Source organism: Siminovitchia fortis (assembly GCF_003605365.2).
Lineage (GTDB): Bacteria > Bacillota > Bacilli > Bacillales > Bacillaceae_C > Siminovitchia > Siminovitchia fortis.
Genome location: NZ_QYTU02000010.1, coordinates 36,043 through 57,626, shown reverse-complemented (window position 1 = coordinate 57,626; position 21,584 = coordinate 36,043). Strand labels below are relative to the sequence as shown.

Sequence of the window (21,584 nt, the reverse complement as noted above, 5' to 3'; positions counted from 1 at the left end):
TCTTCATCAACAATAATCGCTTACACCTATTTCATCTCCTTCCATATGATTCGTTTTTTATGTAAAATGAGTGAGTTACTGTTATCGTAATGAAATGGACTATTTTTTTCCGTTTTACCGAAATTTTTATAGATGAGGAAGATATGCAATGGATTTTCATGCTCTGGCTAAAAGACGAACAATGGCACAGAAGATTTTTCTTGTCACCGGGATCGTTTTCATAGCCTTTAATTTGCGGCCTGCCATCACTTCCGTCGGGCCGCTCGTCAGCTTTATACGAAGTGACCTGGGCCTTTCAAACGGAATGGCGGGATTTTTGACGACTCTGCCGTTGATTGCTTTTGCGGTATTGTCACCTTTTGCCCCGAAAATCGGGCAAAAGATTGGGAATGAGTTGACGATACTGTTGGGAGTCGCGCTGATAGGCGCAGGTATCGTTATTCGATCGATGGGAAGCATCTCACTTTTATTTATCGGGACGGCCGTAGCTGGAATCGGAATAGCCGTGGGGAATGTGCTGCTTCCGGGAATCGTTAAGATGAAGTTTCCCAACAAAGCTACATTAATGACAGGGGTATATTCGGCATCTCTGGGCATTTCAGCAGCCATCGCATCAGGAATCAGCATCCCTTTGGTGGAGAAATTCGGTTGGGGGTGGGAAGCATCCCTTATGACATGGGCTTATTTGGCCCTTGCCGCATTTCTTATTTGGATCCCTCAAATTAGGAAGCAAAAAGTCTTTGAGGGAAGAGTAAAGATTATTAAATACGGGAATTCCATGCTAAAGTCCAAGCTTGCCTGGCAAGTCGCATTCTTCATGGGATTGCAGTCCCTGATCTTCTATTGTCTCATTACCTGGGTTCCGGAAATCCTGTACAGCCATGGTTTCTCACGGTCTTTATCCGGCTGGATGCTTTCGGTCATACAGTTTGCCGGCCTTCCAGCTTCCTTCATCATTCCGGTTGTGGCAGGAAAATTGAACAACCAAAGGGGACTTGTTCTAGGTTTGGGAACTGTCTATCTGATTTCTTTTACAGGGCTGATGTTTGGGGGAGGCCCCCTCATCTTTTTATGGGTAGTCATGATCGGAGTAGCGCAAGGCTCCGGCTTCAGCTTGGCTCTTACTTTCCTTGTATTACGTGCCAAGGGTGTCATGGATGCTTCCCGCTTGTCGGGGATGGCTCAATCGCTGGGGTATTTTCTTGCAGCTGCTGGCCCCACTTTGATCGGTTACGAATATGATCATACCCATTCTTGGTTTCTGCCTATCATGACACTTATTATTGTCTCAGTCTTAATGACCGCGGCAGGCTTAGGGGCCGGAAGGAACAAATTTGTACTGGAAGATTAATATCTTTTTAAAAGGAGCTTTTTAAATGAATAAATCGGAGATCGAATATAAAATTGCAGATTTAAAAGCGGACTATGTCAGGCTTCAGCACGATTTAGAGAAACTCGAATATGTGAAGGGCATATTGCATCCACTTGAAAAACAGCTGATGGAAATTGAAGAAGAATTAAAAACTTTAAACAAAATGCTTGATGAAATAAGCGAATAACCGCGTATTTAGTGAGGCTGCCCAGTTTTTTTACCGAAACTACGTACCTTCCATTCACTCAAAGCATAGGCTGAAGAAAAAGAACAAAGATAACAGTATTGAGGGTGACAATGTGAGCGGAAATGTCTTGCATTATTTTGGCGGCGGCAATACTGCCAAGGGATTCAGCAATTTGTACGATTCAAATCTGCGCGGGCTGGACCGTGTCTTTATTCTATCAGGTAAATCCAGCTTGGAGAAAAAGGGTTTAATTCACAGGCTGATGGATGAATGGACCGGAAAAAATGTAAATCTTGAGGCGCTTCATTCCCCGAATGATCCGGATTCGTTGGAGGGACTGATTATACGGGAGCTGGGGTTTGGAATTGTCGACGGTGATTTTCCGCGTGAAATCGGAAAGGAATTTGTTGGTGACAGATGGGAGACAGTCGATTTGGACGTAATGGATTTCTCCTCCCTGGAAGCCGCCGTAAAGAAGGACATCACACAATTGGAAGCAAAGAGGGAAGATGCACTGGATAAGGCATATCAATCATATACAGCGGGATTGCGGGTCCACGACAGATGGGAGAAGCTCTACGTTGACCGGATGGACTTTTTAAAGGCGGATCAAGTGACAGACCGCTTGATTAAAAAGCTGATTTTTAAAAATTCCAGCCGAAAAGAGCGAACAACAAGGCGCCGGTTTCTCGGTGCCGCAACTCCAAAGGGCCCGGTAGATTTCGTAGATAATATCACATCCGGCCTAAACAAGAGAATTTTTTTAAAAGGCCGGGCCGGAACAGGGAAGTCCACTGTATTGAAAAAGATCGTGATGGAAGCCGAAAAAAAGGATATGATTTGGAAATCTATCATTGCGGATTTGACCCTGCCAGCCTCGATATGGTTGTTGTCAGGGAGCTTGGCTGGGCTGTGTTCGACAGCACCCAGCCGCATGAGTATTTCCCTTCCCGAAAAGGTGATGAAGTGATTGATATGTATGAATTGACGGTAGCCCCTGGGACAGACGAATTATATGCAAATGAAATTGCGGAGATTGAAAAGGAATACCGGGAACAAATGAAGGCCGGAAAAGACTATCTTGCAGAAGCAAAACGGGTTAATGATCAATTGGAATCCATTTACCAGGACAATATGGACCATTCCCGGATTGACGAAATATTTTCCGACATTCAAAAAGAAATCAAGCTGCTTGCAAAAGATTAGCGCCTCTTCGAAAGACTGAAGAGGTTTTTTCTAATCTAAAGAAAGTATAAAATTTTACCGAATTTTCTCTTCAAACAAGATTAACGTAATGTCCAGCTCCAGCGCCCAGCGACTAGCTTCACACTCCTTTCCTCGAAAAAGCTTCGCTTTTTCTGCGTGGATGTTTATTCGAGGAAGTAGGCTCAGAGCACTACGATAAGTCAACATCGGCTCGTACCTCGCCGTGTTTCCTTTATCTCATTGCGGAGTGCTCCAGTTTGTACGTCGCTAAACGGGCGCCTTGCGCTTTTCTTAATATTTTCAAAATGAATAAATACTGTCCTCTCACAATAAACATAATATATGAAATATGTTATATTTAAATTGAATTCCGATAATTTTGGTTTGTGTGTGTATTTCTAGTGAGTACAAATGTATTCGCAAATTTCCATAATGGAGGGATCGATATGTCGAAAGTGCTGGAGCAATTTTTAACGGAAAATTTGTCTGAACTTCGCAGTCAGGGCCTCTACAATGAAATAGACACGGTTGAAACTCCAAATGGTCCCATCATCAGAATTAATGGGAAAGAACAGATCAATCTCTCGTCCAATAATTATCTCGGCTTGGCAACGGATGAGAGATTGAAAGACGCGGCTGTTGATGCAATCGGAAAATGGGGGGTTGGAGCAGGAGCAGTACGCACAATCAATGGAACGCTTGAAGTCCATGAAAAGCTGGAAGAAACGCTTGCCGCTTTTAAAGGGACGGAAGCCGCCATCTCCTATCAGTCAGGTTTTAACTGTAATATGGCCGCCATTTCGGCGGTCATGGACAAAGATGACGCTATTTTGTCAGATGAGCTGAATCATGCATCCATCATTGACGGCTGCCGCCTTTCGAAGGCAAAGATCATCCGATTCGGCCATTCGGACATGGATGATCTGCGAAAGCAGGCAAAGGCTGCAAAGGAATCCGGAAGCTACAATAAAATCATGGTGATAACCGACGGTGTTTTTTCGATGGATGGTGACATTGCCAAACTGCCGGAAATCGCCGAAATCGCTGAAGAATACGATTTAATCACTTATGTTGATGATGCACATGGTTCGGGAGTGCTCGGAAAAGGAGCTGGCACGGTAAAGAATTTCGGGCTTCAGGAAAAGATAGATTTTCAAATTGGCACTCTTTCAAAAGCGATTGGCGTTGTGGGCGGTTATGTAGCGGGGAAAAAAGAGCTGATTGACTGGCTTAAAGTCAGGTCGCGTCCATTTTTGTTCTCCACTGCAGTCACACCTGCAGATGCTGCGGCCGCAACGAAGGCAATTGAGCTCATGATGGAAAGTACGGAGCTTTATGAACGTTTATGGAAAAACGCGGATTACTTGAAAAAGGCTCTGTCAAAGCTGGGATTTGATATCGGTCACAGTGAAACCCCGATAACGCCTTGCATCATTGGGGAGGAAAAAACAACGCAGACGTTCAGCAAGCGTCTTTTTGAAGAGGGAGTTTACGCAAAGGCCATTGTTTTTCCTACTGTTCCAAAAGGGACGGGGCGAGTACGGAACATGCCGACAGCAGCACACACGAGGGAGATGCTGGACCGGGCAGTTGCGGCCTATGAGAAAGTGGGAAAGGAAATGGGTGTCATCTAGCAGTTCAATGAAGTTCATGACAGTACATCGCATATACCGGGAGGTCATTCGATGAAAAAAATTTTGGTGACCGGATCCTTGGGACAAATCGGTTCAGAGCTTGCCATGAAGCTTCGTCAAGAGTATGGGAGTATGAATGTCATTGCATCAGATATCCGCCGCTTGGACAACGAGACCGTTGAATCGGGGCCTTTTATAGAGCTGGATGTCATGGATGGCAGCAAGTTGGTGGAAGTCGCGAAAAAATATGGGGTGGATACTATCATCCATCTGGCGGCCCTGCTTTCGGCTTCGGCGGAAACAAAGCCGCTTCAGGCCTGGAACCTTAACATGGGAAGTCTTATCAATGTATTGGAGGCGGCCCGGGAGCTCCGCCTGAAAGTTTTTGTACCGAGCTCCATCGGCGCTTTCGGTTCTGATACACCGAAGCAGCAAACGCCACAGGTCACGATCCAGCGGCCTTCCACGATGTATGGGATCAATAAAGTGGCAGGCGAGCTTCTTTGTGATTACTATTTTCATAAATATGGCGTGGATACACGCGGCGTCCGTTTTCCCGGGCTTGTTTCATACGTTGCCCCTCCGGGAGGGGGGACTACAGATTACGCTGTGGAAATCTATTTTGAAGCGACTCGGAAAAAACGTTATACCTGTTTTGTCAGCGAAAATACCTGCTTGGACTTGATGTATATGCCGGATGCGTTAAAGGCTGTCGTACAGCTCATGGAGGCTGATCCGGGAAAGCTTAGATTCCGGAACTCCTATAATATTACGGCAATGAGTGCCACACCCGAAGATATCGCAAATGAAATTAAAAAGCATATTCCTTCGTTTGAAATCGATTATAAAATTGACCCGGTCCGGCAGGCGATTGCTGACAGCTGGCCAGACTCTTTGGATGACTCAGCCGCCCGGAAGGACTGGGGGTTTAAAGCGGAATTTGGGCTGGAGGAAATGACGGAAGATATGCTGGAAAAAGTAAAAAAGAAACGATCATGAGCCGCCTGTGTCTGTAGCAGGAAGGCTCTTTATTTTGATATACTTGGACTATCAAAACATCTGGAGGTCTGTAGCATTGTTGACGAAAGCAAAGGGCTTTCTGCAGTCTTACTTTGGATTTGACGAATTCCGCCGGGGACAGGATACGATTATCCGAAAAGTGCTGGAAGGTGAGGATACTCTGGGAGTCATGCCGACCGGAGGCGGCAAGTCCATCTGTTACCAGATTCCCGCCTTATCGCTCCGTGGAATAACAATCGTTGTCTCTCCACTGATATCACTGATGAAGGATCAGGTGGATGCATTGGAAAAGGCCGGTATCCCTTCTACTTTTATTAACAGTACCATTAAGGGTGCAGAAATGCGGGAGCGGATGTCCGGGCTATATAGCGGTAAATATAAACTCGTTTACATTGCACCGGAAAGATTGGAGACCGATTATTTTTTAAGGCTCCTCGAAGAGGTGCATGTTTCTCTCGTCGCAATAGATGAGGCGCATTGTATTTCCCAGTGGGGCCACGATTTTCGGCCGAGTTATTTATTGATCCGCAAATTGATTAATAAAATCAAACCAAAGCCGACAGTGTTGGCTTTGACTGCCACGGCGACTCCGCAGGTGCGTGAGGATATCCGCCAGCTTCTGGATATTAGTGCGGACAATACAATTGTGACCGGATTTGAAAGGGAAAATCTTCGCTTCCATGTTGTAAAGGGGCAGAACCGCGATCTGTTTCTGACCGACTATGTTCAGAAAAATTCCGGACAGGCGGGTATAGTTTATGCGGCGACAAGGAAAGAAGTGGAGCGGTTATATCAGCTGTTGAAAGCAAAGGGGATCGGGGTTGGAAAATACCACGCGGGAATGTCCGAGAAGCAGCGTGATCGTTATCAGGAGCAATTTTTATATGATGATATTGATGTGATGGTTGCTACTAATGCCTTTGGAATGGGTATCAACAAATCGAACGTAAGGTTTGTAATCCACTATCATATTCCGCGGAACATGGAGTCGTATTATCAAGAGGCAGGCAGGGCAGGAAGAGACGGGGAAGAAAGTGACTGCATCTTGCTTTTTGCCCCTCAGGACAGCCATATCCAATCATTTCTCATTGACCAGTCCGAAATGGACGAGCATCGTAAGGAAAACGAGTTTGGCAAGCTGAGGAAAATGATGGCCTATGGCCATACAGAGTCTTGTTTGCAGCAATATATCCTGCACTATTTTGGCGAGGAAGATCCTCCTGTTTGCGGAAAATGCGGCAACTGCACGGATGACCGGGAGCAGGTCGATGTGACGGTGGAGGCCCAAATGGTTCTGTCATGCATCAGGCGCATGAATGAGAGATTCGGTAAAACGATGATTGCCAAGGTGCTGACTGGTTCCGCAGATCACAAAATACGAAGTTTCGGATTTGATCGGCTGTCTACCTATGGAATCATGAAGGACAAGACACAAAAGGAGACAACGGAGTTCATCGATTTTTTAACGGCGGAAGGGTATTTGCGTCCAACTGACGGATCATATCCCATTTTGATGTTGACCGAAATGGCCGGGGATGTTTTGCGGGGAAAAGAAAAAGTGATGAGGAAAGAAAAGGTGCGCATCGCACAAATTGTGGAGGACAATATGCTGTTTGAGGTGCTGCGCCAACTTAGAAAAGAAATTGCCGATGAGGAGAATGTGCCGCCCTATATCATTTTTTCTGATGTGACATTAAAAGAAATGAGTGCATTGCTTCCGAGAAATGAAGCTGAGCTGATGCAAGTCAAGGGTGTAGGTGAGCGGAAGTTGGAGGCGTACGGACAGGCGTTCCTGAAAGAAATAAATAAGTATTGCGAAGAGCAGGGAATTGAAAGGCCGGAAGTGGGCCTGCCGATTGGGCATACGGCCAAACAGCGGACGGGGAGAGTCTCAAGCAAGGAACCAAGCCATCATATAACCTATCGAATGTTAAAGGACGGCCTTTCCATTGCAGAAATTGCTGCTGAGCGCGGCGTGGCGGAAAGGACAATAGAGGGGCACCTGTTGAAATGTCCTGCAGACGGATTGGAGGTGGATTGGTCGGAATTCGTCCCCAAGGAATATGAACCATTGATACAGGAAGCCGTTGAACAGGCAGGGGCGGAACGACTAACGCCAATTAAAGAGCTTCTTCCGGAGGAAATCAGCTTCTTTATGATTCGAGCCTATTTGGAAAAACAAAAAGCATGAAAGAACCTGCCAAAATCTGCATGGTGCGGAAATGGCGGGTTTTTCTTGTTGTTTAGCGTACTATAAAATGCTCAGGTTGTGAGTAACTTATTTGTCACTTAGTGTTGCGTCTGGCTCCAGCGCCTATCGACTAGCAGACTTCACGCTTCTTCCTACGATAAGTCAACATCGCTCCGCTGCGCTGCGCGTGTTGTCCGGCTGCGAGTGCCATCGGCTCGAGGTCATAAGCCAATCGCTGCTGAAGGCAAACTACGCCTTCTTCAGCGCTCGTCTTATGCTTGTCGCCGATAAGCAGGCACTCTCCGCCTTTCCTTATCCTTTATCTCGTCAGAAGCGCTCCAGTCTGTACGTCGATAAACAGGCGCTTGAGCCTTTGTTCTGGAACAAGGGAGGAAGTTCATAATCAAACGTTTGATTAACATATGTGGCAGGGGGCATTACTTTTATCAAACGTTTGAATAATAATTGGGACAGGGGTGCAGTTTTCTTAATCAACCGCTTGATTAGCATTTGTGACGGGAGTTGTGTATTCTTAATCAACCGTTTGATTAATCGTTGGTGTAAGGGGCGTGCATTCTTAATCAACCGTTTGAATAGTATTGGAGAAAGGGTCCTGTTTTCTTAATCAACCGTTTGATTAGTGGTCGGTTTGGGGTATCGGATTCCTAATCAACCGTTTGATTGGCTTTCCCCCGAGGACCTTTTTCGATAAAATTCGAGGAACCTCCCAAAGTGGGTTTCGTTGCATTTTTGCGGTTTTTTCGCTAGAATACATGCCAATAACAGAGGACGGAAAAGCCTAAAGCGAAGGGGATATGACATTGATAAAATGTATCGCCACCGATATGGATGGAACTCTGCTCAATGCCAGTCAGGAGGTAAGCGAGGAGAATAAGCTTGCAATTGAAGCGGCCCGGAAACAGGGAATTGACTTTCTTGTTGCGACAGGGCGCTCCTATCATGACCTGCGTTATGTTTTGGACAAAGTTGGCATTCGGTGTCCTGCAATCTGCCTAAACGGAGCGGAAATCCGGGATGCAGAAGGGAATGTTGAATTTGGCATCGGATTAGAAGCAGTGATCGCGGAGAAAGTAGCTTATGTACTCGACAATGCGGATATGTACTATGAGCTTTATACGAGCAATGGGACATATACTACCAATTACGAAAAGGGAATTCAGGCCGTCATGGATATTTACCGGACTGCAAACCCATCCATTGAAGTTTCAAAGTTGAGGCAAAGGGTTGAAAAGCGCTTTAAGAAACGTCTGATCAAAATCGTGGATGATTTTGATGATGTTTTTGGATCGGAAGACATTACCACCTATAAATTTTTCGGATTTTCAAAAGATCAATCACTGCTTGTTGAGGTAAGCAAGCGGCTTGAACAAATAAATGGGATCACAGTGACAACTTCCGGACGCCAGAACATTGAAATTACGCACAAGAATGCCAAAAAAGGGAATGCATTAAAGCGTTATACGGAAAAAAGGGGAATCTCCCTTGAAGAGACCATGGCGCTTGGCGATAATTACAATGATTTATCCATGCTGGAGATGGTCGGGCACTCAGTTGCAATGGGAAACGCCGAAAAAGAAATAAAGGATACCTGTCGCTATGTAACGGGATTGAATACGGAAGACGGGGTAGCCGAAGCGATTTATAAAGCACTCGAGGAAATGGCTATCTCTTGAATTGGAAATTCCTATAAGACTCTTACCATAACCGACTACGACAATATTGAGCTGCATCGCAATTGTTAGATGATGTCTACATCTACAGTTGGGAGCAGTTTTTTACTTTTCCCTTAAAAGTTATGACACCTGTCATATATAACATCTGATAGGTGTGAATTCTCCCTCGCTTTTTTTCCAGATACAATCGGATTAACCGATTTTTCAAAAAGCGAGGAGGTTGACTATGAAAAAAGAACGGATTCGTCTACTGGATATTTTACGGGGATTTGCAATTGCAGGAACATTGGGTACCAACATTTGGATTTTTGCCCATTTAGGGGATTTGTCATATATCACTACATATGAATATTCATCTTGGTGGTCGCTTGAAGACTTTTGGAGAATGTTCATCTTATTTTTAGTAAACGGGAAACTGCTGGGCTTGCTGACGATTATGTTTGGAGTAGGGCTGGAGTTAAAGTATAGACAGTCACTCAGAAAGAACCAGCCTTGGCCAGGCCTGTATATATGGACGTCATGTATATTGATCATGGAAGGGTTCATTCATTTTTTATTCGTCATGGAGTATGATATTTTGATGAGCTATGGGATTACAGCTATCATTGTGTCACTCATCATTAAAGGCGGCGACCGTACTATTTCCAGAACGATGAAGGTGATCGGTGGTATTCACGCCGCATTTGTACTTTTTCTGTTACTGGTCGGCATCCTGGGGGCGAATATGTCTTTGGGGAGTTTTTACGAAGTCACTTTACTGTACAAAGATGGTACATGGCTTGAACAGGTAAAGTATAGATTAGATCATTTTCTGCTCCTTAGAAGTGAAGCCATTCTTGTGATTCCAATGAATATCTTTCTTTTTTTGCTCGGTGTACGATTGATGCGTTCAGGAGTTTTTTCGCCAAATGAGAGCGGGAAGCGCAAACGAAAAAAACTGTTCAATATAGGGATTTATATCGGTGTCCCATTAAACCTCCTGGTTTTTATTCCAGGTGGAGCTTTTGACCTTCCTGTCCGCTATCTATTTGCCCCGATTTTATCACTGGGGTATTTGGCCTTGATTGCGAGAATGGTAGAAAGAAATGAAAGATTGTGGATTTGGCGGCGATTGGAACAAATGGGAAAAATGTCTTTAAGCTGCTATGTGATGCAAAACCTAATTGCTTCCTTTATTTTTTACGGATGGGGATTGGGACTTGGGGGAAAGGTGAACTCCCTGACCGTCATATTATTATGGATTCTTATTTGCTGCTGTCTCATGATCATTTCTTCATTTTGGCTGAAATATTTTACGTTGGGCCCAATGGAATCCATGCGCAAACATGCTACTGGTGTTATGCAAAGATGAATTTTTAGCCGGGGGCTGCCTATGATTCATAAAATATATCCGCGGGAACAAATATCGAACTACTTATTAATAGATACATTTGCTGTTGTTCTACTGACATTCATGGTTTTGACTTCGGAGTCGACGACGTTGATGATGAAGCTGTTGCTCCTTCTCTTTTTCTTCTTTTCATTTTATATAGCATTATGGTTTAGGGATTGGCGGCTTTTAACAGCAACGATCTTAGGTTGTGTCTCCCTTTCTTTGCTATGTATCTTCACTGAACAGCCCATTTTCCTTTTTGGCTTTATATTTGCCGATCTACTGGGGCGAGCAAATGAAAAGCTTCATATAGGAATCGGAATGCTGGCAATCGCAACAATGTTTGTAATTGTCCAATGGCATGAAACAGGATCATTGATTTCCATGAAGTCTTCTATATTCTTGCCAGTGGTGATTCTTCAGCTTCTGCTTCCAGTCATTATTTATATAAGGGAAAAAGCAAAAACATTGGAGGGAGAGCTGGATACAGCAAATCAGCAAATTGAAAGGTATATTCAGGAGGAGGAGAGACATCGAATCGCAAGAGATTTGCATGATACCCTGGGGCAAACATTAACAATGATCAAACTCAAAAGTGAGTTGGCAATTCTACTGGTTGATCAGGACGAGCAGCAAGCAAAGGCAGAACTGAATGATATTTTGGAATCATCAAGGGTTGCACTCAAACAAGTGCGAGAGCTTGTAACGGGTATGAAGTTTATCTCATTAGAAGAGGAAATTGCCCGCTCAAGAGAGCTTTTGAAAGAAGCAAATATTGAATCGAATGTAGAAGAAAAAGGGCAAAGGTTGTTAATGCCCAGTGTCGACGAAACGATGTTGGCCCTCTCTTTGCGTGAAGCAGTTACAAATATCATCAGACATAGTGGGGCTAGGAAATGTAATATCCGTTTAAAAACAGATGAAAGCCAATTTAAAATTATTATTAGAGATGATGGCGTTGGTTTAATGGGTCAATCGAGTGGAAATGGCATTCAATCGATGAAGGAACGGCTGCAAGCATTGAAAGGAACTGCCGAAATCGCCAATGCTTCAGATGGAGGTACGGTTGTTACGTTAGCTTTGCCTATCAATTCATACGGAAAGGAGAAATCAGTATTGTGATACGGGTTGTGGTTGCTGAAGACCAAAGAATGCTCAGGGGCGCACTTACCTCCTTAATAAAATTTGAGAAAGACATCGAGGTTGTGGCTGAAGTTTCCGATGGACAGCAAGCTTGGGAAGCAATACAACAATACAAGCCTGATGTTTGCCTTGCGGATATCGAAATGCCCAATATGACAGGGCTGGAGCTTGCTGAGAATCTTCGCAGTGAAGGAAATGGCTGTAAAATCATTATTGTGACAACTTACGGGCGGCCCGGTTACTTACAGAAGGCTGTGGATGCGAAGGTGGAAGGTTATTTACTTAAGGACGAACCGATTGACTATCTCATTACATCCATTCGTAAAGTGATGAATGGGGAGAGAGTGATTAGTACTGACTTGGCTGCCGCCCTTCTATTAAAAGAAGAGAGCCCCCTGACTGAACGTGAAACCGAAGTTCTTCGGTTGACAAAATCAGGACTGACAACAAGTGATATCACTAGAGAGTTATTCTTGACGAAAGGAACGGTACGCAATTATTTATCATCTGCTATTCAAAAGCTGGGAGCCGATTCAAGGCAGCAAGCGGTAAACATTGCCGTTGAAAAAGGGTGGATTTGAACATTTACAAATAAAAAAGCAGGTCCGGCAGTGGATTTGCACTGAGGGCCTGCTCTTTCATTCTATCTAGTTAACCCGGAATAGATCAGAGCACGTTATCATTCTCCCAATCATAGGTCCAAAACCGTTCCCTGAGAAAGCGTTCGGTCCAGGCGGGATCCTCCGCTGTTACATTTTCCAGCATTTCATCCATCATCCAGGCCGTCTGGGAAATGTGGGCTTTTAAAATTTCTACCTTTTTCTCCCATACATCACTTATGTCATGAACAATATCAGCTTTTCCGAGTTCGGCTTCATGATTGTTTGAAAATGCCACGAGATGAAGCTTCGGGCGTTTGTCTTTCGGCAGCCTGCGGACCGCTCTTATAACCGCCCTCGCTGTCGCTTCGTGATCAGGATGCACGGAATAATTTGGATAAAAGGAAATGATAAGCGAGGGGTTCAATTCCTCGATCAGCTTAAACACCATATTTGCCAGCTCTTCATCATTTTCAAACTCGAGGGTTTTATCACGGTAGCCCATCAGCCGTAAATCTGTAATCCCCATGATTTCAGCCGCTTTTTCAAGCTCGGCTTTCCTGATTTGGGGCAAGGTCTCCCTTGTTGCAAACGGCGGGTTTCCAAGATTCCGCGCCATTTCTCCCAGCGTCAGACACGCATAGGTAACAGGCGTTCCATTATTTATATGTTTCATGATTGTTCCCGAAACTCCAAAAGCCTCGTCATCCGGATGAGGGAAAATCACTAAAACCTGTCGTTCTTTTTCCATTGGCTTTTCGCTCCTTTTAAAAGTCTCGATCAACCTGTTATTTGAACGGTGTATCACTTATTTGCAAGGCAACTGCCAGCTTTCCTTCGAAATCGTGCCCCGCCAGCAAAAGCCTTCCCTGATCGTCAACTTCAAAGTGTGTCAGTCCTTCCGCATAAACCCAGCCGATGGGCAGCTTCAATCCGACTCTATACGGACCTTCACCTTTGATTTTTCCATGCTCGTAACAGATTTCCGCGTTGCGGATATAAGCACCAGAGGAAAAAAATGATTCGTCTTTATGTGAGGCATATGCGCCATTTGTAGTTTCCAGATGAATAAAGACATTTTTGCCCGCAAACTGATTGATCATATGCTGAACCTGCTGAACATTAATATCTTTCAAACCCATTGGCCTCCTTCGCCTTTTGAACATAGAATCATTTTACTAAAAAACATGCAGAATTACGAAAGATAGGATTTTATCGGGGATATTGCGGTTCTGCCATTATAATATGTTAAAATGGATGTACTGTATAGGAAAGGAGGTTGAAAAAATGGAGAAAAAGCTGGATCTTATTCTGGAGAAACTGGGTACGGTTGTGAATCGTTTGGATCGCCAAGATGAAACTCTGGACAGCCACACTAAAATCTTAAACAGCCATAGTAAAATTCTAAATAACCAGAGTGAAATACTGGACAGCCACAGTAAAATACTAAACAAACACAGTGAAATATTGAAAGGTCATGACGAACAGTTAAAAAGTCACGGGGATCTGTTGCATCAGTTGATTAAAAATCTTGGAGCAACCAACGCCAAATTAAGTGAGATTGAAGAGAAGGTTGAAAAAAACAGCAAAGATATTGAGGAAATAAAAAACTCCATGGTGACACAAGCCGATTTAAAGTACTATGATCAAAAGATTTCCGAACACGACAGAGAAATCATGAAGATCAAACTTGGCTAAAAACTCCTTAGATAGCTTCAAACAAATTCCCCATAGTTTTCCAGTCAAAAACCCGGCAGAACATTCCGCCGGGTTCCCTTATTATTTTTTAAGATTTGCTGCATATTTCGTATAGGCACCATGCATGACCGGGCCGACGTATTGGTTCAGCTTCCAGCCGTGTTCAATGGCAGCTGTAACGAATTCTTTTGCTGCGGCAACAGAATCTTTGACGGATTTTCCTTTTGCCAAGTTTGCTGTAACGGCAGCGGCAAATGTACAGCCTGCGCCGTGATTGTATGTTGTATCTAATTTTTCTTTTTCCAGAAGGGTGAACTCTTGCCCATCATAGAAAAGGTCCACTGCTTTGTCGGTGTTTAAGCCTGTTCCACCTTTGATGATGACATTCTTTGCACCCAGGTCGCGGATTTTTGCCGCTGTTTCTTTCATGTCCTCGATTGTTTTAATCGGGCCCGTTTTGGCAAGCTGCCATGCTTCGAACAAATTGGGCGTCACAACAGTAGCGCGCGGCAATAACAGTTCACGCATCGCATCTGTATTTTCCGGCTGAAGAACCTCATCTTCTCCTTTGCACACCATAATCGGGTCGATGACGACGTTTGTCAAACCGTGCTCGTCTATCTTCTTGGCGCCAAGCTCGATAATGTCCACCGATCCCAGCATCCCTGTTTTCATTGCGTCAATGCCCACGGATAGGATGGTATTCAACTGTTTTTCTACGATGTTGACGTCTATAGGAAATACTTCGTGATTCCAATGATTGTCGGGATTCATCGCAACAATGGAAGTCAGCGCAGTCATACCATACACATCATTTTCTTGGAATGTTTTTAAATCTGCCTGGATGCCGGCTCCGCCGCTTGAATCAGATCCGGCAAGTGTCAATGCTTTTTTCATGTACGTGTAACTCCCTTCTGGTTTATTAAGGCTATATCAATGAAATAATTATAAACCTTCTGGTATCACTTTTACTTTTCCCGAAGCAAAGCAGGACAAACAATGCCCGGACGCAACTCCCCAAGAGCAATCAAATTTCTGTTATAATAATTTTAATCTCACTTTTGTGAAAAAGCTGTTTTTAAAAGGGCCAAGCGCTCTCTTGTTGTTAATTTCAGCCTGACAACCATAGGTGTTTCCGCTTCAACTGCATCCGTATCAAGCCCAAGTCTCCCGGCAATTTTGCGGGCTCTTGCCAGGTGATAGCCGCTCGTAATGATTGTAATGCCTTTTGTTGAGGGCGGAAGCAGCTTTTTAGAGTAAAGAATATTCTCATATGTAGATGAAGAATTTTTTTCTAAAATGAATCTGTTTTCCGGTATACCATGAGCAACGAGATAACGTTTCATTGCTTCTGCTTCTGAGATGAACTCATCAGGGCCCTGCCCGCCGGATAAAACAAGTTTTACATGGGGATGCTGCTCCGCATACTGAAGTGCAGCTTCAAGGCGGTATTGCAAGGAAAGCGATGGAGTCTCTCCATTTACTTTTGCCCCCAAAACAAGGGCGTATTCATAAGTTCCGTCAGCTTTCGGTTTTTTGCCGTCAGCCATCCACTTTCCGGTAAGAATCCAGATAAACAGGCAGACACCAAAGAAAACAGCGAGAACGCAGGCAGCTATTTTTTTCAACCTCATAAAATCACTCGATTCTTTGTAAAGTATGTTTAGATTACAAGATTCAGTTCATTTCGTAAATAGAATTTCGGGAGGCACCTGTGTTGAACACGATTATTTTAGCCGGAGGAAAATCAAGCCGGATGGGACAGAACAAAGCGCTGATGAGAATAGGCGGAATCCGTGTCATCGACCGGATTGCGGCTGAGTTGGGGCCCGAATCCGATAGAATGATTGTTATTGCCGACGACCCTGCTCTATATGAACATATGGATGCTGTTCTCCTTGAAGATGCACCTGATTTTAAAGGGCAGGGACCGCTCGCGGGAATTTATACCGGCTTGAAGGAAGCGGGAGATGGGCCTTGCCTGATTGTAGCCTGCGATATGCCGTTTGTTTCCGCCAGGCTGGGGTGTGAGCTCGTTTCAATTTTAAAAAGGAATGACAGGGATGCAGTTGTTCCCATCCACGAAGATCGCCTGCATCCGCTGTTTGCTGCGTATGATGCCCGCGCCGCCGAAACGGCAAAGGAGACGTTAATGGATGGAAAAAGATCGGTGAAGGCCTTGCTTGACCGCATAGATGTGGAATATTTTACAATACAAGGAGAGTCTGATGCCGTTTGGAACATGAATACGATGGAGGAGTACATACAGGCGGCAAAGCTGGCAGGAAGGGGAGATGGGAATGACTTGTGAAATTACGAGGGAACCGATAAAAATCGAAGATATTTATCAAAAGGTCGTCAGAAGGGAAGCGGGAGCAGTCACCACATTTGTCGGCACTGTCCGTGAATTGACACATGGCAGGAAAACGCTTCATCTTGAATATGAAGCGTATGAATCGATGGCTCTGAAAAAAATGGAGCAGATTGTGGAGGAAATAAAGGAAAAGTGGCCAGTCCTTGAAGTGGCGATGGTGCATCGGATCGGGCGTCTTGAAATTACCGACATCGCCATTGCGATTGCAGTGTCTTCTCCGCATAGGCCGGAAGCGTATGAAGCGAATCGCTATGCGCTTGAAAGAGTGAAGGAAATGGTCCCAATTTGGAAGAAAGAGCATTGGGAAGACGGGGAAAAATGGGTAGGAAACCAGCAGGGAACAAAGGCATACACAACAGGAAAACCGGAGGAAGGTGACTTTCTTGAATAAGATCATGTTATTTGCCCAATTGAAAGAGGATGCGGGGAAAAGCGCGATCGAAACAAAAGCTGCTGGAAAAACAGTTGGTGAATTGCGCGATTTTCTTGAAAAAGAAACGCCATTGGGAAACTTGGACGGCATTATGATCGCTGTCAATGAAGAATTTGTAAAAGATGATTGGATCATTGAGGAGAAAGATGTTATTGCTTTGATTCCTCCGGTCAGTGGAGGTTGATGCAAAGATGGATTCACAAACCGAGCGTTATTCCAGGCAAATGCTCTTTAAGCCGATCGGACCTGAAGGACAGACAGAAATTGGTAAGAAACATGTGCTTATCGTTGGAGTAGGAGCTCTTGGAACTCACACATCCGAACTGCTTGCCAGAGCAGGAGTAAGAAAGCTGACGCTCATTGACAGGGACTATGTTGATAAGAGCAATTTGCAGCGTCAGCATCTTTTTACAGAAAAAGATGCCGAAGAACAATGGCCAAAAGCGGAAGCGGCAAAAGAGAGGCTGAAAAGCATCAACAGCCGAGTTGAAGTGGAGGCGATCGTCGGGCAGGCAGATGCTGCACTTTTGGATGGCCTGATGGAAGACGTTGATCTTTTAGTGGACGGGACAGATAATTTCGAAACGCGGTTTCTGATGAATGACCTGGCGCAGAAATACAAAGTCCCATATTTGTTCGGCTCCTGCGTGGGAAGCTTCGGAATGGCTTTTACGATCATACCAGGCGTGACCCCCTGCCTTCAATGCCTAATCAAGAGGCTGCCCATTCAGGGGCAGACGTGCGATACAGTTGGAATCATCGCTCCGGCTGTCCAAATGGTCACCGCCCATCAAGGTGCGGAAGCACTGAAAATTCTTTCGGGAAATATGAAAGCTGTCAGAAAAACCTATGTATCTTTTGATCTTTGGGAAAACGAATATTTATCTTTGAAAGCCGGTGCATTAAAAGATAGCGGCTGCCTGTCATGCGGAGATAGTCCGGAATATCCGTTCCTGCAATCCGGCCGGGAAATGAAGGTTGCTGTATTGTGCGGCCGGGACACAGTCCAGGTAAGGCCTGCTGAGAGCGGCATCCTCCCACTGGAACAATTGGTCAGCCAATGGCGTTCGGCAGGTCTTGAAGTCGGCGGGAATCCATTTTTGATTTCTGTCGTAAAGGATGGAACAAAGGCCGTGTTTTTTAAGGACGGCCGTGCACTGATCCACGGTACGAAAGATATGAATGAAGCCCGCAAAATCTATCATTCTCTTGTGGGATAATGAATGAAAGGAGGGGTATGTTGGTTCCTTCATTTACAATCGCATCTATCATTATCTCTCTGGCCGTTGTAGTCGGGGCACCGATCGTTTTACTTATTATCTTTAAAAAGAAATTTGATATATCCATCAAGGCAGTTTTATTTGGTGTGCTCACATTTTTCGCGTTTGCCTATATATTGGAAGGTCTTGTTCATGCCATTTTTCTGGAATGGAATAAAACCACCAAGGCACTTTTGGAAAATACATGGCTATTTATGCTGTACGGCGGATTAATGGCAGGAATTTTTGAAGAGACCGGCAGATTCATCATGATGAGATATGCATTGAAAAAGTACAGGGAATGGAAGGACGGATTGGCTTTCGGATTGGGTCACGGAGGCATCGAAGCCATTCTTATTGTGGGGATGAACAGTGTTGTCATGATCGTTCTTGCCTTTATGATCAATAACGGGACATACGATGCTTTTATCACAGGGAAAGGTGCTGAAGCATTGGCGCCCCTTCATGACCAATTGACCGGTTCGGCATCCTTCATCCAGCTCTTTGCCGGGGTTGAAAGGCTTGGCGCTTTAGCCATCCACATGGGGCTTTCCATCCTTGTCCTGTACGGAATAAAGGAAGGCAAGAAGGTTTATCTGTTGTATGCCATTCTCATCCATGCAGTCATTGATTTCCCGGCAGCGCTATATCAAAAGGGCATAATCAATATTTTTGTTGTGGAAGCTTATCTCATTCTTCTCGCTGTCGGTTTTATTGTTTGGATTGTTAAATCAAGATCATTGTTTTCTTCCGATAGAATATGAAAATCCCCCGCAGCTGCGGGGGATTCATTATGAATATTATTTTTTCGCAACCAGAACAAGCTCTCCGCCATCAAGTACCCTTTCATACTTTTCGGCTTCCTCCTTGCTCAATCCAACCGCTTCAAATTCTGAGCGGAGTTCGTCTCCTCTTTTATTGAAAATATTTTTTACAGAGTCGACCAATCCTTGTTCCGCGATGCCGACTTTGCCTGTATCCAGTGCGTCTGTCAAATCTTCCGAACGTTCCTCACCATGTGCAAACAAATAAATGTTATCCCGATCATAACCTTCGGCAGTCAATTGGTTGACGACTTCTTGGGCCTGAACGCCATTTTCGCATACTTTTACAGTGTTCATGAATACTTCCTCCTTTAAAAGTCGTTTCATTGCACCTTTTAAGGATGCGCTAGTTTATGTATATCCTGTCCATTTACAATTAAACATGAAATGGCGGCAGTTGTTTGTGAAAAATAAAGGGCAACTGGCATGATATAATGCAGAAGAAGGAGTGATGCACGTGGCCAAAAAAATATTGGAAAATGATTGGGCGCCTCTTTTGGAGGAAGAGTTTCAGAAACCATATTATTTAAGGTTAAGGGAGTTTTTAAAAAGAGAGTACACCGAAAAAGCAGTTTATCCCCCGATGCATGACATTTTCAATGCGTTAAAATTCACACCCTATCGCAATGTCAAGGTAGTTTTGCTTGGACAGGATCCATACCACGGTCCGGGGCAGGCGCACGGTCTCAGCTTTTCAGTAAAACCCGGAGTAAAAATCCCGCCGTCCCTTAAAAATATTTTCAAAGAATTGCACGATGATTTAGGTTGCCGCATTCCGAACAATGGCTGTCTCGTGAAATGGGCCAACGAAGGGGTCCTGCTTTTGAACACGGTTTTGACAGTGAGAGCCGGAGAAGCACATTCGCATAGAGGCAAAGGATGGGAGATCTTCACAGATAAAGTGATTTCCTTGATCAATGAACGGGAAACGCCTGTCATTTTTATTTTGTGGGGGAAACCTGCGCAGGAAAAAATTCGTTTAATAAATACTGCGAAACATACGATTATCAAATCTCCTCATCCAAGTCCATTTTCGGCGAACAGGGGATTTTTCGGAAGCCGTCCATTTTCCAAAACAAATGAGCAGCTTTTGGAATGGGGTGAAAAGCCGATCGATTGGCAGATTCCGGATCTTTGATTAAGTCGGTGTCTACTAAAATCATTTTTTTGCAACCGTTGAACCAATATAGTTAAGTAGAAATTGAGTTAGGTAAGGAATATTAAGATATTTGAAACCTCGACTAATTAAACCGCAAGAAAAACGATGAATCCCCCTCTGCATCGTTGATAAGGTTGTTATGAAAGAGGGGGGGAGTTATGGAAAAAAGAGCAATTGGATTATATGAATGGCGTTGCTTTGTATATTTCCGCCATTCTGGGTTCGGGTGTTCTATTTTTATCTGGCGTGACCGCTTCTATAGCGGGCCCCGCATCTTTACTATCTTGGTTGATCGTAATATTAATTAGTTTTCCGCTGGCATACTCATTTGCTTGTTTGGCGCGTGAGTACCCGGACGCCGGGGGTGCTGCAACATTTGTACGGCTTTCCTTTGGGTATCATTTTGGGAATATTATAGGGTGGTTCTACTTCGTGACTGCCGCTATTGGGCAAACCATTGTATCTTTGACGGGCGCTTTTTATGTAAGCCAGGCCTTTGGCTTTTCAGATTCGGAGAGAACCTTTATAGCAGTAATTATTTTAATCATTGCAGGGCTGGCAAATTATAATGGTGTTGAAGTAAGCGGTAAAGTAGCCCTCATTATTAGCGCATGCTTACTTCTTTTATTAATAATGGCAGTATTAGTGTCAATTCCCGCTATAAGATGGGGACATTTCACTCCATTTATGCCGGAAGGATGGTACTCAATCGGTAAAGCTGCAACAGTCATATTTTGGGCTTTTTTCGGATGGGAGGCTATTTGTAATTTGGCCAACCATTTCAAGGATCGGGAAAAAAATATTGTAAGAAGCACGATGATCAGTGCTTTTACTATAAGCATACTGTTTTTGTCATTAAGCTTTGTTACGATAGGAACCGCAATGTACGGCGGTATTGAGAGTAACCTTTCTCCTATTGGCGTCATCATGGGAAAATCAATAGGAGTGGGTGCGCAGATTGTTACAGCAATCCTGGCATTTATTGTTTGTATTGGAACATCCAATGCATTTGTAGCCAGTTTGACCCACCTTGGATATTCATTAAGTAGGGATGGTGCTTTTCCAAAAAAACTTTCGGTCTTGCAATCAACTAAACAAATTCCCAGGCGCATGGTGATTTTTGTCATTAGTTTTGCAACAGCGGGAGTTATAGTTACAGCATCCTTGTCCGTGAATTTTGATGATATTTTATTTATACCGACCTCACTAGGGATATTTGTATATATTTTTTCAATGGCAGCAGGGGTCAAACTTTTTACAAAAAGAACATTGCCCTGGTGGTGCTCATTAATATCACTGATCCTCTGCTTACTCGTTTTGCCGTTTTTCCAATTATATATTTTTGTTCCGGTAATAGTTGTCGCCTTGTATGCTATTTACATGATCTCTGATAAAAGATTTTTCCGGGGCAGGTGTTAA

21 protein-coding genes and 2 pseudogenes are annotated in these 21,584 nt (G+C 44.2%); 18 read left to right on the top strand and 5 right to left on the bottom strand.

Translation table 11 applies throughout. The features are described 5' to 3' along the window. Nucleotides 1-148 precede the first annotated feature (148 nt). From D4N35_RS06595 to D4N35_RS06550, 10 genes and pseudogenes are all read left to right on the top strand, one after another. Entirely contained in the window at nucleotides 149-1,351 is a 1,203-nt protein-coding gene (locus D4N35_RS06595; RefSeq protein ID WP_120071691.1) for a CynX/NimT family MFS transporter, read from the top strand. Nucleotides 1,352-1,376: 25 nt separating this feature from the next. Next, the gene (locus D4N35_RS06590; protein WP_120071689.1) at nucleotides 1,377-1,559 is read left to right on the top strand and encodes an SE1832 family protein; all 183 of its coding nucleotides are present in this window, start codon (nucleotides 1,377-1,379) and stop codon (nucleotides 1,557-1,559) included. Nucleotides 1,560-1,671: 112 nt separating this feature from the next. Next, a pseudogene (locus D4N35_RS06585) lies at nucleotides 1,672-2,765 on the top strand (PRK06851 family protein). 446 nt (nucleotides 2,766-3,211) lie between these two features. Then, the gene (locus D4N35_RS06580) at nucleotides 3,212-4,399 is read left to right on the top strand and encodes a glycine C-acetyltransferase (protein WP_120071687.1); all 1,188 of its coding nucleotides are present in this window, start codon (nucleotides 3,212-3,214) and stop codon (nucleotides 4,397-4,399) included. A gap of 51 nt (nucleotides 4,400-4,450) precedes the next feature. Further along, nucleotides 4,451-5,398 carry an L-threonine 3-dehydrogenase gene (locus D4N35_RS06575; RefSeq protein ID WP_120071685.1) on the top strand — a complete coding sequence of 316 codons (948 nt, stop codon included), beginning with the start codon at nucleotides 4,451-4,453 and terminating at the stop codon, nucleotides 5,396-5,398. A 76-nt stretch (nucleotides 5,399-5,474) separates the two neighbouring features. Further along, nucleotides 5,475-7,610, top strand: coding sequence for a DNA helicase RecQ (gene recQ, locus D4N35_RS06570; protein ID WP_120071683.1), 2,136 nt, complete (start codon nucleotides 5,475-5,477; stop codon nucleotides 7,608-7,610). A gap of 815 nt (nucleotides 7,611-8,425) precedes the next feature. Then, the gene (locus D4N35_RS06565; RefSeq protein WP_390615515.1) at nucleotides 8,426-9,304 is read left to right on the top strand and encodes a Cof-type HAD-IIB family hydrolase; all 879 of its coding nucleotides are present in this window, start codon (nucleotides 8,426-8,428) and stop codon (nucleotides 9,302-9,304) included. A 220-nt stretch (nucleotides 9,305-9,524) separates the two neighbouring features. Next, entirely contained in the window at nucleotides 9,525-10,655 is a 1,131-nt protein-coding gene (locus tag D4N35_RS06560; protein ID WP_390615513.1) for a DUF418 domain-containing protein, read from the top strand. A gap of 21 nt (nucleotides 10,656-10,676) precedes the next feature. After that, nucleotides 10,677-11,798 carry a sensor histidine kinase gene (locus tag D4N35_RS06555; RefSeq protein WP_120071676.1) on the top strand — a complete coding sequence of 374 codons (1,122 nt, stop codon included), beginning with the start codon at nucleotides 10,677-10,679 and terminating at the stop codon, nucleotides 11,796-11,798. After that, nucleotides 11,795-12,400 carry a response regulator transcription factor gene (locus D4N35_RS06550; RefSeq protein ID WP_120071674.1) on the top strand — a complete coding sequence of 202 codons (606 nt, stop codon included), beginning with the start codon at nucleotides 11,795-11,797 and terminating at the stop codon, nucleotides 12,398-12,400. Before D4N35_RS06555 ends, D4N35_RS06550 begins: the two co-directional genes overlap by 4 nt. Before the next feature lie 85 nt (nucleotides 12,401-12,485). Here the strand turns inward: D4N35_RS06550 and bshB2 are convergent, their stop codons facing one another. Continuing rightward, complete coding sequence (gene bshB2, locus D4N35_RS06545) at nucleotides 12,486-13,169, bottom strand: bacillithiol biosynthesis deacetylase BshB2 (protein ID WP_120071672.1); 684 nt, start codon at nucleotides 13,167-13,169, stop codon at nucleotides 12,486-12,488. A gap of 37 nt (nucleotides 13,170-13,206) precedes the next feature. Beyond that, on the bottom strand, nucleotides 13,207-13,560 hold the full coding sequence (locus D4N35_RS06540) for a YojF family protein (protein ID WP_186306597.1): 354 nt from the start codon (nucleotides 13,558-13,560) through the stop codon (nucleotides 13,207-13,209). A 145-nt stretch (nucleotides 13,561-13,705) separates the two neighbouring features. Between D4N35_RS06540 and D4N35_RS06535 the strand changes: the two genes are divergently transcribed. After that, nucleotides 13,706-14,116, top strand: a complete 411-nt coding sequence (locus D4N35_RS06535) for a hypothetical protein (protein ID WP_120071668.1) — start codon at nucleotides 13,706-13,708, stop codon at nucleotides 14,114-14,116. An 81-nt stretch (nucleotides 14,117-14,197) separates the two neighbouring features. Here the strand turns inward: D4N35_RS06535 and pdxK are convergent, their stop codons facing one another. Then, nucleotides 14,198-15,013: a pyridoxine/pyridoxal/pyridoxamine kinase gene (gene pdxK, locus D4N35_RS06530; RefSeq protein WP_120071666.1), complete on the bottom strand. Its 816-nt coding sequence runs from the start codon at nucleotides 15,011-15,013 to the stop codon at nucleotides 14,198-14,200. A gap of 158 nt (nucleotides 15,014-15,171) precedes the next feature. Next, nucleotides 15,172-15,750, bottom strand: coding sequence for a YdcF family protein (locus D4N35_RS06525; RefSeq protein ID WP_120071665.1), 579 nt, complete (start codon nucleotides 15,748-15,750; stop codon nucleotides 15,172-15,174). Between the two features lie 83 nt (nucleotides 15,751-15,833). On the opposite strand from D4N35_RS06525, the gene mobA reads away from it, so the two are divergent. The 5 genes from mobA to D4N35_RS06500 are packed head-to-tail and all read left to right on the top strand — an operon-like array spanning nucleotide 15,834 to nucleotide 18,946. Next, entirely contained in the window at nucleotides 15,834-16,427 is a 594-nt protein-coding gene (gene mobA, locus D4N35_RS06520; RefSeq protein ID WP_120071663.1) for a molybdenum cofactor guanylyltransferase, read from the top strand. After that, nucleotides 16,417-16,881: a molybdenum cofactor biosynthesis protein MoaE gene (locus tag D4N35_RS06515; protein WP_120071661.1), complete on the top strand. Its 465-nt coding sequence runs from the start codon at nucleotides 16,417-16,419 to the stop codon at nucleotides 16,879-16,881. The genes mobA and D4N35_RS06515 overlap by 11 nt, the downstream gene beginning before the upstream one ends. Next, nucleotides 16,874-17,107, top strand: a complete 234-nt coding sequence (gene moaD, locus D4N35_RS06510) for a molybdopterin converting factor subunit 1 (RefSeq protein ID WP_120071659.1) — start codon at nucleotides 16,874-16,876, stop codon at nucleotides 17,105-17,107. Before D4N35_RS06515 ends, moaD begins: the two co-directional genes overlap by 8 nt. Nucleotides 17,108-17,114: 7 nt before the next feature. Further along, nucleotides 17,115-18,143: a ThiF family adenylyltransferase gene (locus D4N35_RS06505; protein ID WP_120071657.1), complete on the top strand. Its 1,029-nt coding sequence runs from the start codon at nucleotides 17,115-17,117 to the stop codon at nucleotides 18,141-18,143. A 17-nt stretch (nucleotides 18,144-18,160) separates the two neighbouring features. Next, the gene (locus D4N35_RS06500) at nucleotides 18,161-18,946 is read left to right on the top strand and encodes a YhfC family intramembrane metalloprotease (RefSeq protein ID WP_235870311.1); all 786 of its coding nucleotides are present in this window, start codon (nucleotides 18,161-18,163) and stop codon (nucleotides 18,944-18,946) included. 36 nt (nucleotides 18,947-18,982) lie between these two features. Here D4N35_RS06500 and D4N35_RS06495 read toward each other — a convergent pair whose 3' ends face one another. Continuing rightward, the gene (locus D4N35_RS06495; RefSeq protein ID WP_120071653.1) at nucleotides 18,983-19,303 is read right to left on the bottom strand and encodes a YflT domain-containing protein; all 321 of its coding nucleotides are present in this window, start codon (nucleotides 19,301-19,303) and stop codon (nucleotides 18,983-18,985) included. A 154-nt stretch (nucleotides 19,304-19,457) separates the two neighbouring features. On the opposite strand from D4N35_RS06495, the gene D4N35_RS06490 reads away from it, so the two are divergent. Continuing rightward, nucleotides 19,458-20,144, top strand: a complete 687-nt coding sequence (locus D4N35_RS06490) for a uracil-DNA glycosylase (protein ID WP_120071651.1) — start codon at nucleotides 19,458-19,460, stop codon at nucleotides 20,142-20,144. A 179-nt stretch (nucleotides 20,145-20,323) separates the two neighbouring features. Further along, nucleotides 20,324-21,584: pseudogene (locus tag D4N35_RS06485) on the top strand (APC family permease).

Excerpts from the sequence above, each read along its gene's own strand:
- D4N35_RS06580 (WP_120071687.1), top strand. The coding sequence starts at position 3,212 with ATGTCGAAAGTGCTGGAGCAATTTTTAACGGAAAATTTGTCTGAACTT.
- bshB2 (WP_120071672.1), bottom strand. The coding sequence starts at position 13,169 with ATGGAAAAAGAACGACAGGTTTTAGTGATTTTCCCTCATCCGGATGAC.
- pdxK (WP_120071666.1), bottom strand. The coding sequence starts at position 15,013 with ATGAAAAAAGCATTGACACTTGCCGGATCTGATTCAAGCGGCGGAGCC.
- D4N35_RS06565 (WP_390615515.1), top strand. The coding sequence starts at position 8,426 with ATGACATTGATAAAATGTATCGCCACCGATATGGATGGAACTCTGCTC.
- D4N35_RS06505 (WP_120071657.1), top strand. The coding sequence starts at position 17,115 with ATGGATTCACAAACCGAGCGTTATTCCAGGCAAATGCTCTTTAAGCCG.
- D4N35_RS06535 (WP_120071668.1), top strand. The coding sequence starts at position 13,706 with ATGGAGAAAAAGCTGGATCTTATTCTGGAGAAACTGGGTACGGTTGTG.
- D4N35_RS06525 (WP_120071665.1), bottom strand. The coding sequence starts at position 15,750 with ATGAGGTTGAAAAAAATAGCTGCCTGCGTTCTCGCTGTTTTCTTTGGT.
- D4N35_RS06595 (WP_120071691.1), top strand. The coding sequence starts at position 149 with ATGGATTTTCATGCTCTGGCTAAAAGACGAACAATGGCACAGAAGATT.
- D4N35_RS06540 (WP_186306597.1), bottom strand. The coding sequence starts at position 13,560 with ATGGGTTTGAAAGATATTAATGTTCAGCAGGTTCAGCATATGATCAAT.
- D4N35_RS06555 (WP_120071676.1), top strand. The coding sequence starts at position 10,677 with ATGATTCATAAAATATATCCGCGGGAACAAATATCGAACTACTTATTA.
- D4N35_RS06490 (WP_120071651.1), top strand. The coding sequence starts at position 19,458 with ATGCACGTGGCCAAAAAAATATTGGAAAATGATTGGGCGCCTCTTTTG.
- D4N35_RS06590 (WP_120071689.1), top strand. The coding sequence starts at position 1,377 with ATGAATAAATCGGAGATCGAATATAAAATTGCAGATTTAAAAGCGGAC.
- D4N35_RS06495 (WP_120071653.1), bottom strand. The coding sequence starts at position 19,303 with ATGAACACTGTAAAAGTATGCGAAAATGGCGTTCAGGCCCAAGAAGTC.
- D4N35_RS06515 (WP_120071661.1), top strand. The coding sequence starts at position 16,417 with ATGACTTGTGAAATTACGAGGGAACCGATAAAAATCGAAGATATTTAT.
- D4N35_RS06500 (WP_235870311.1), top strand. The coding sequence starts at position 18,161 with ATGTTGGTTCCTTCATTTACAATCGCATCTATCATTATCTCTCTGGCC.
- D4N35_RS06575 (WP_120071685.1), top strand. The coding sequence starts at position 4,451 with ATGAAAAAAATTTTGGTGACCGGATCCTTGGGACAAATCGGTTCAGAG.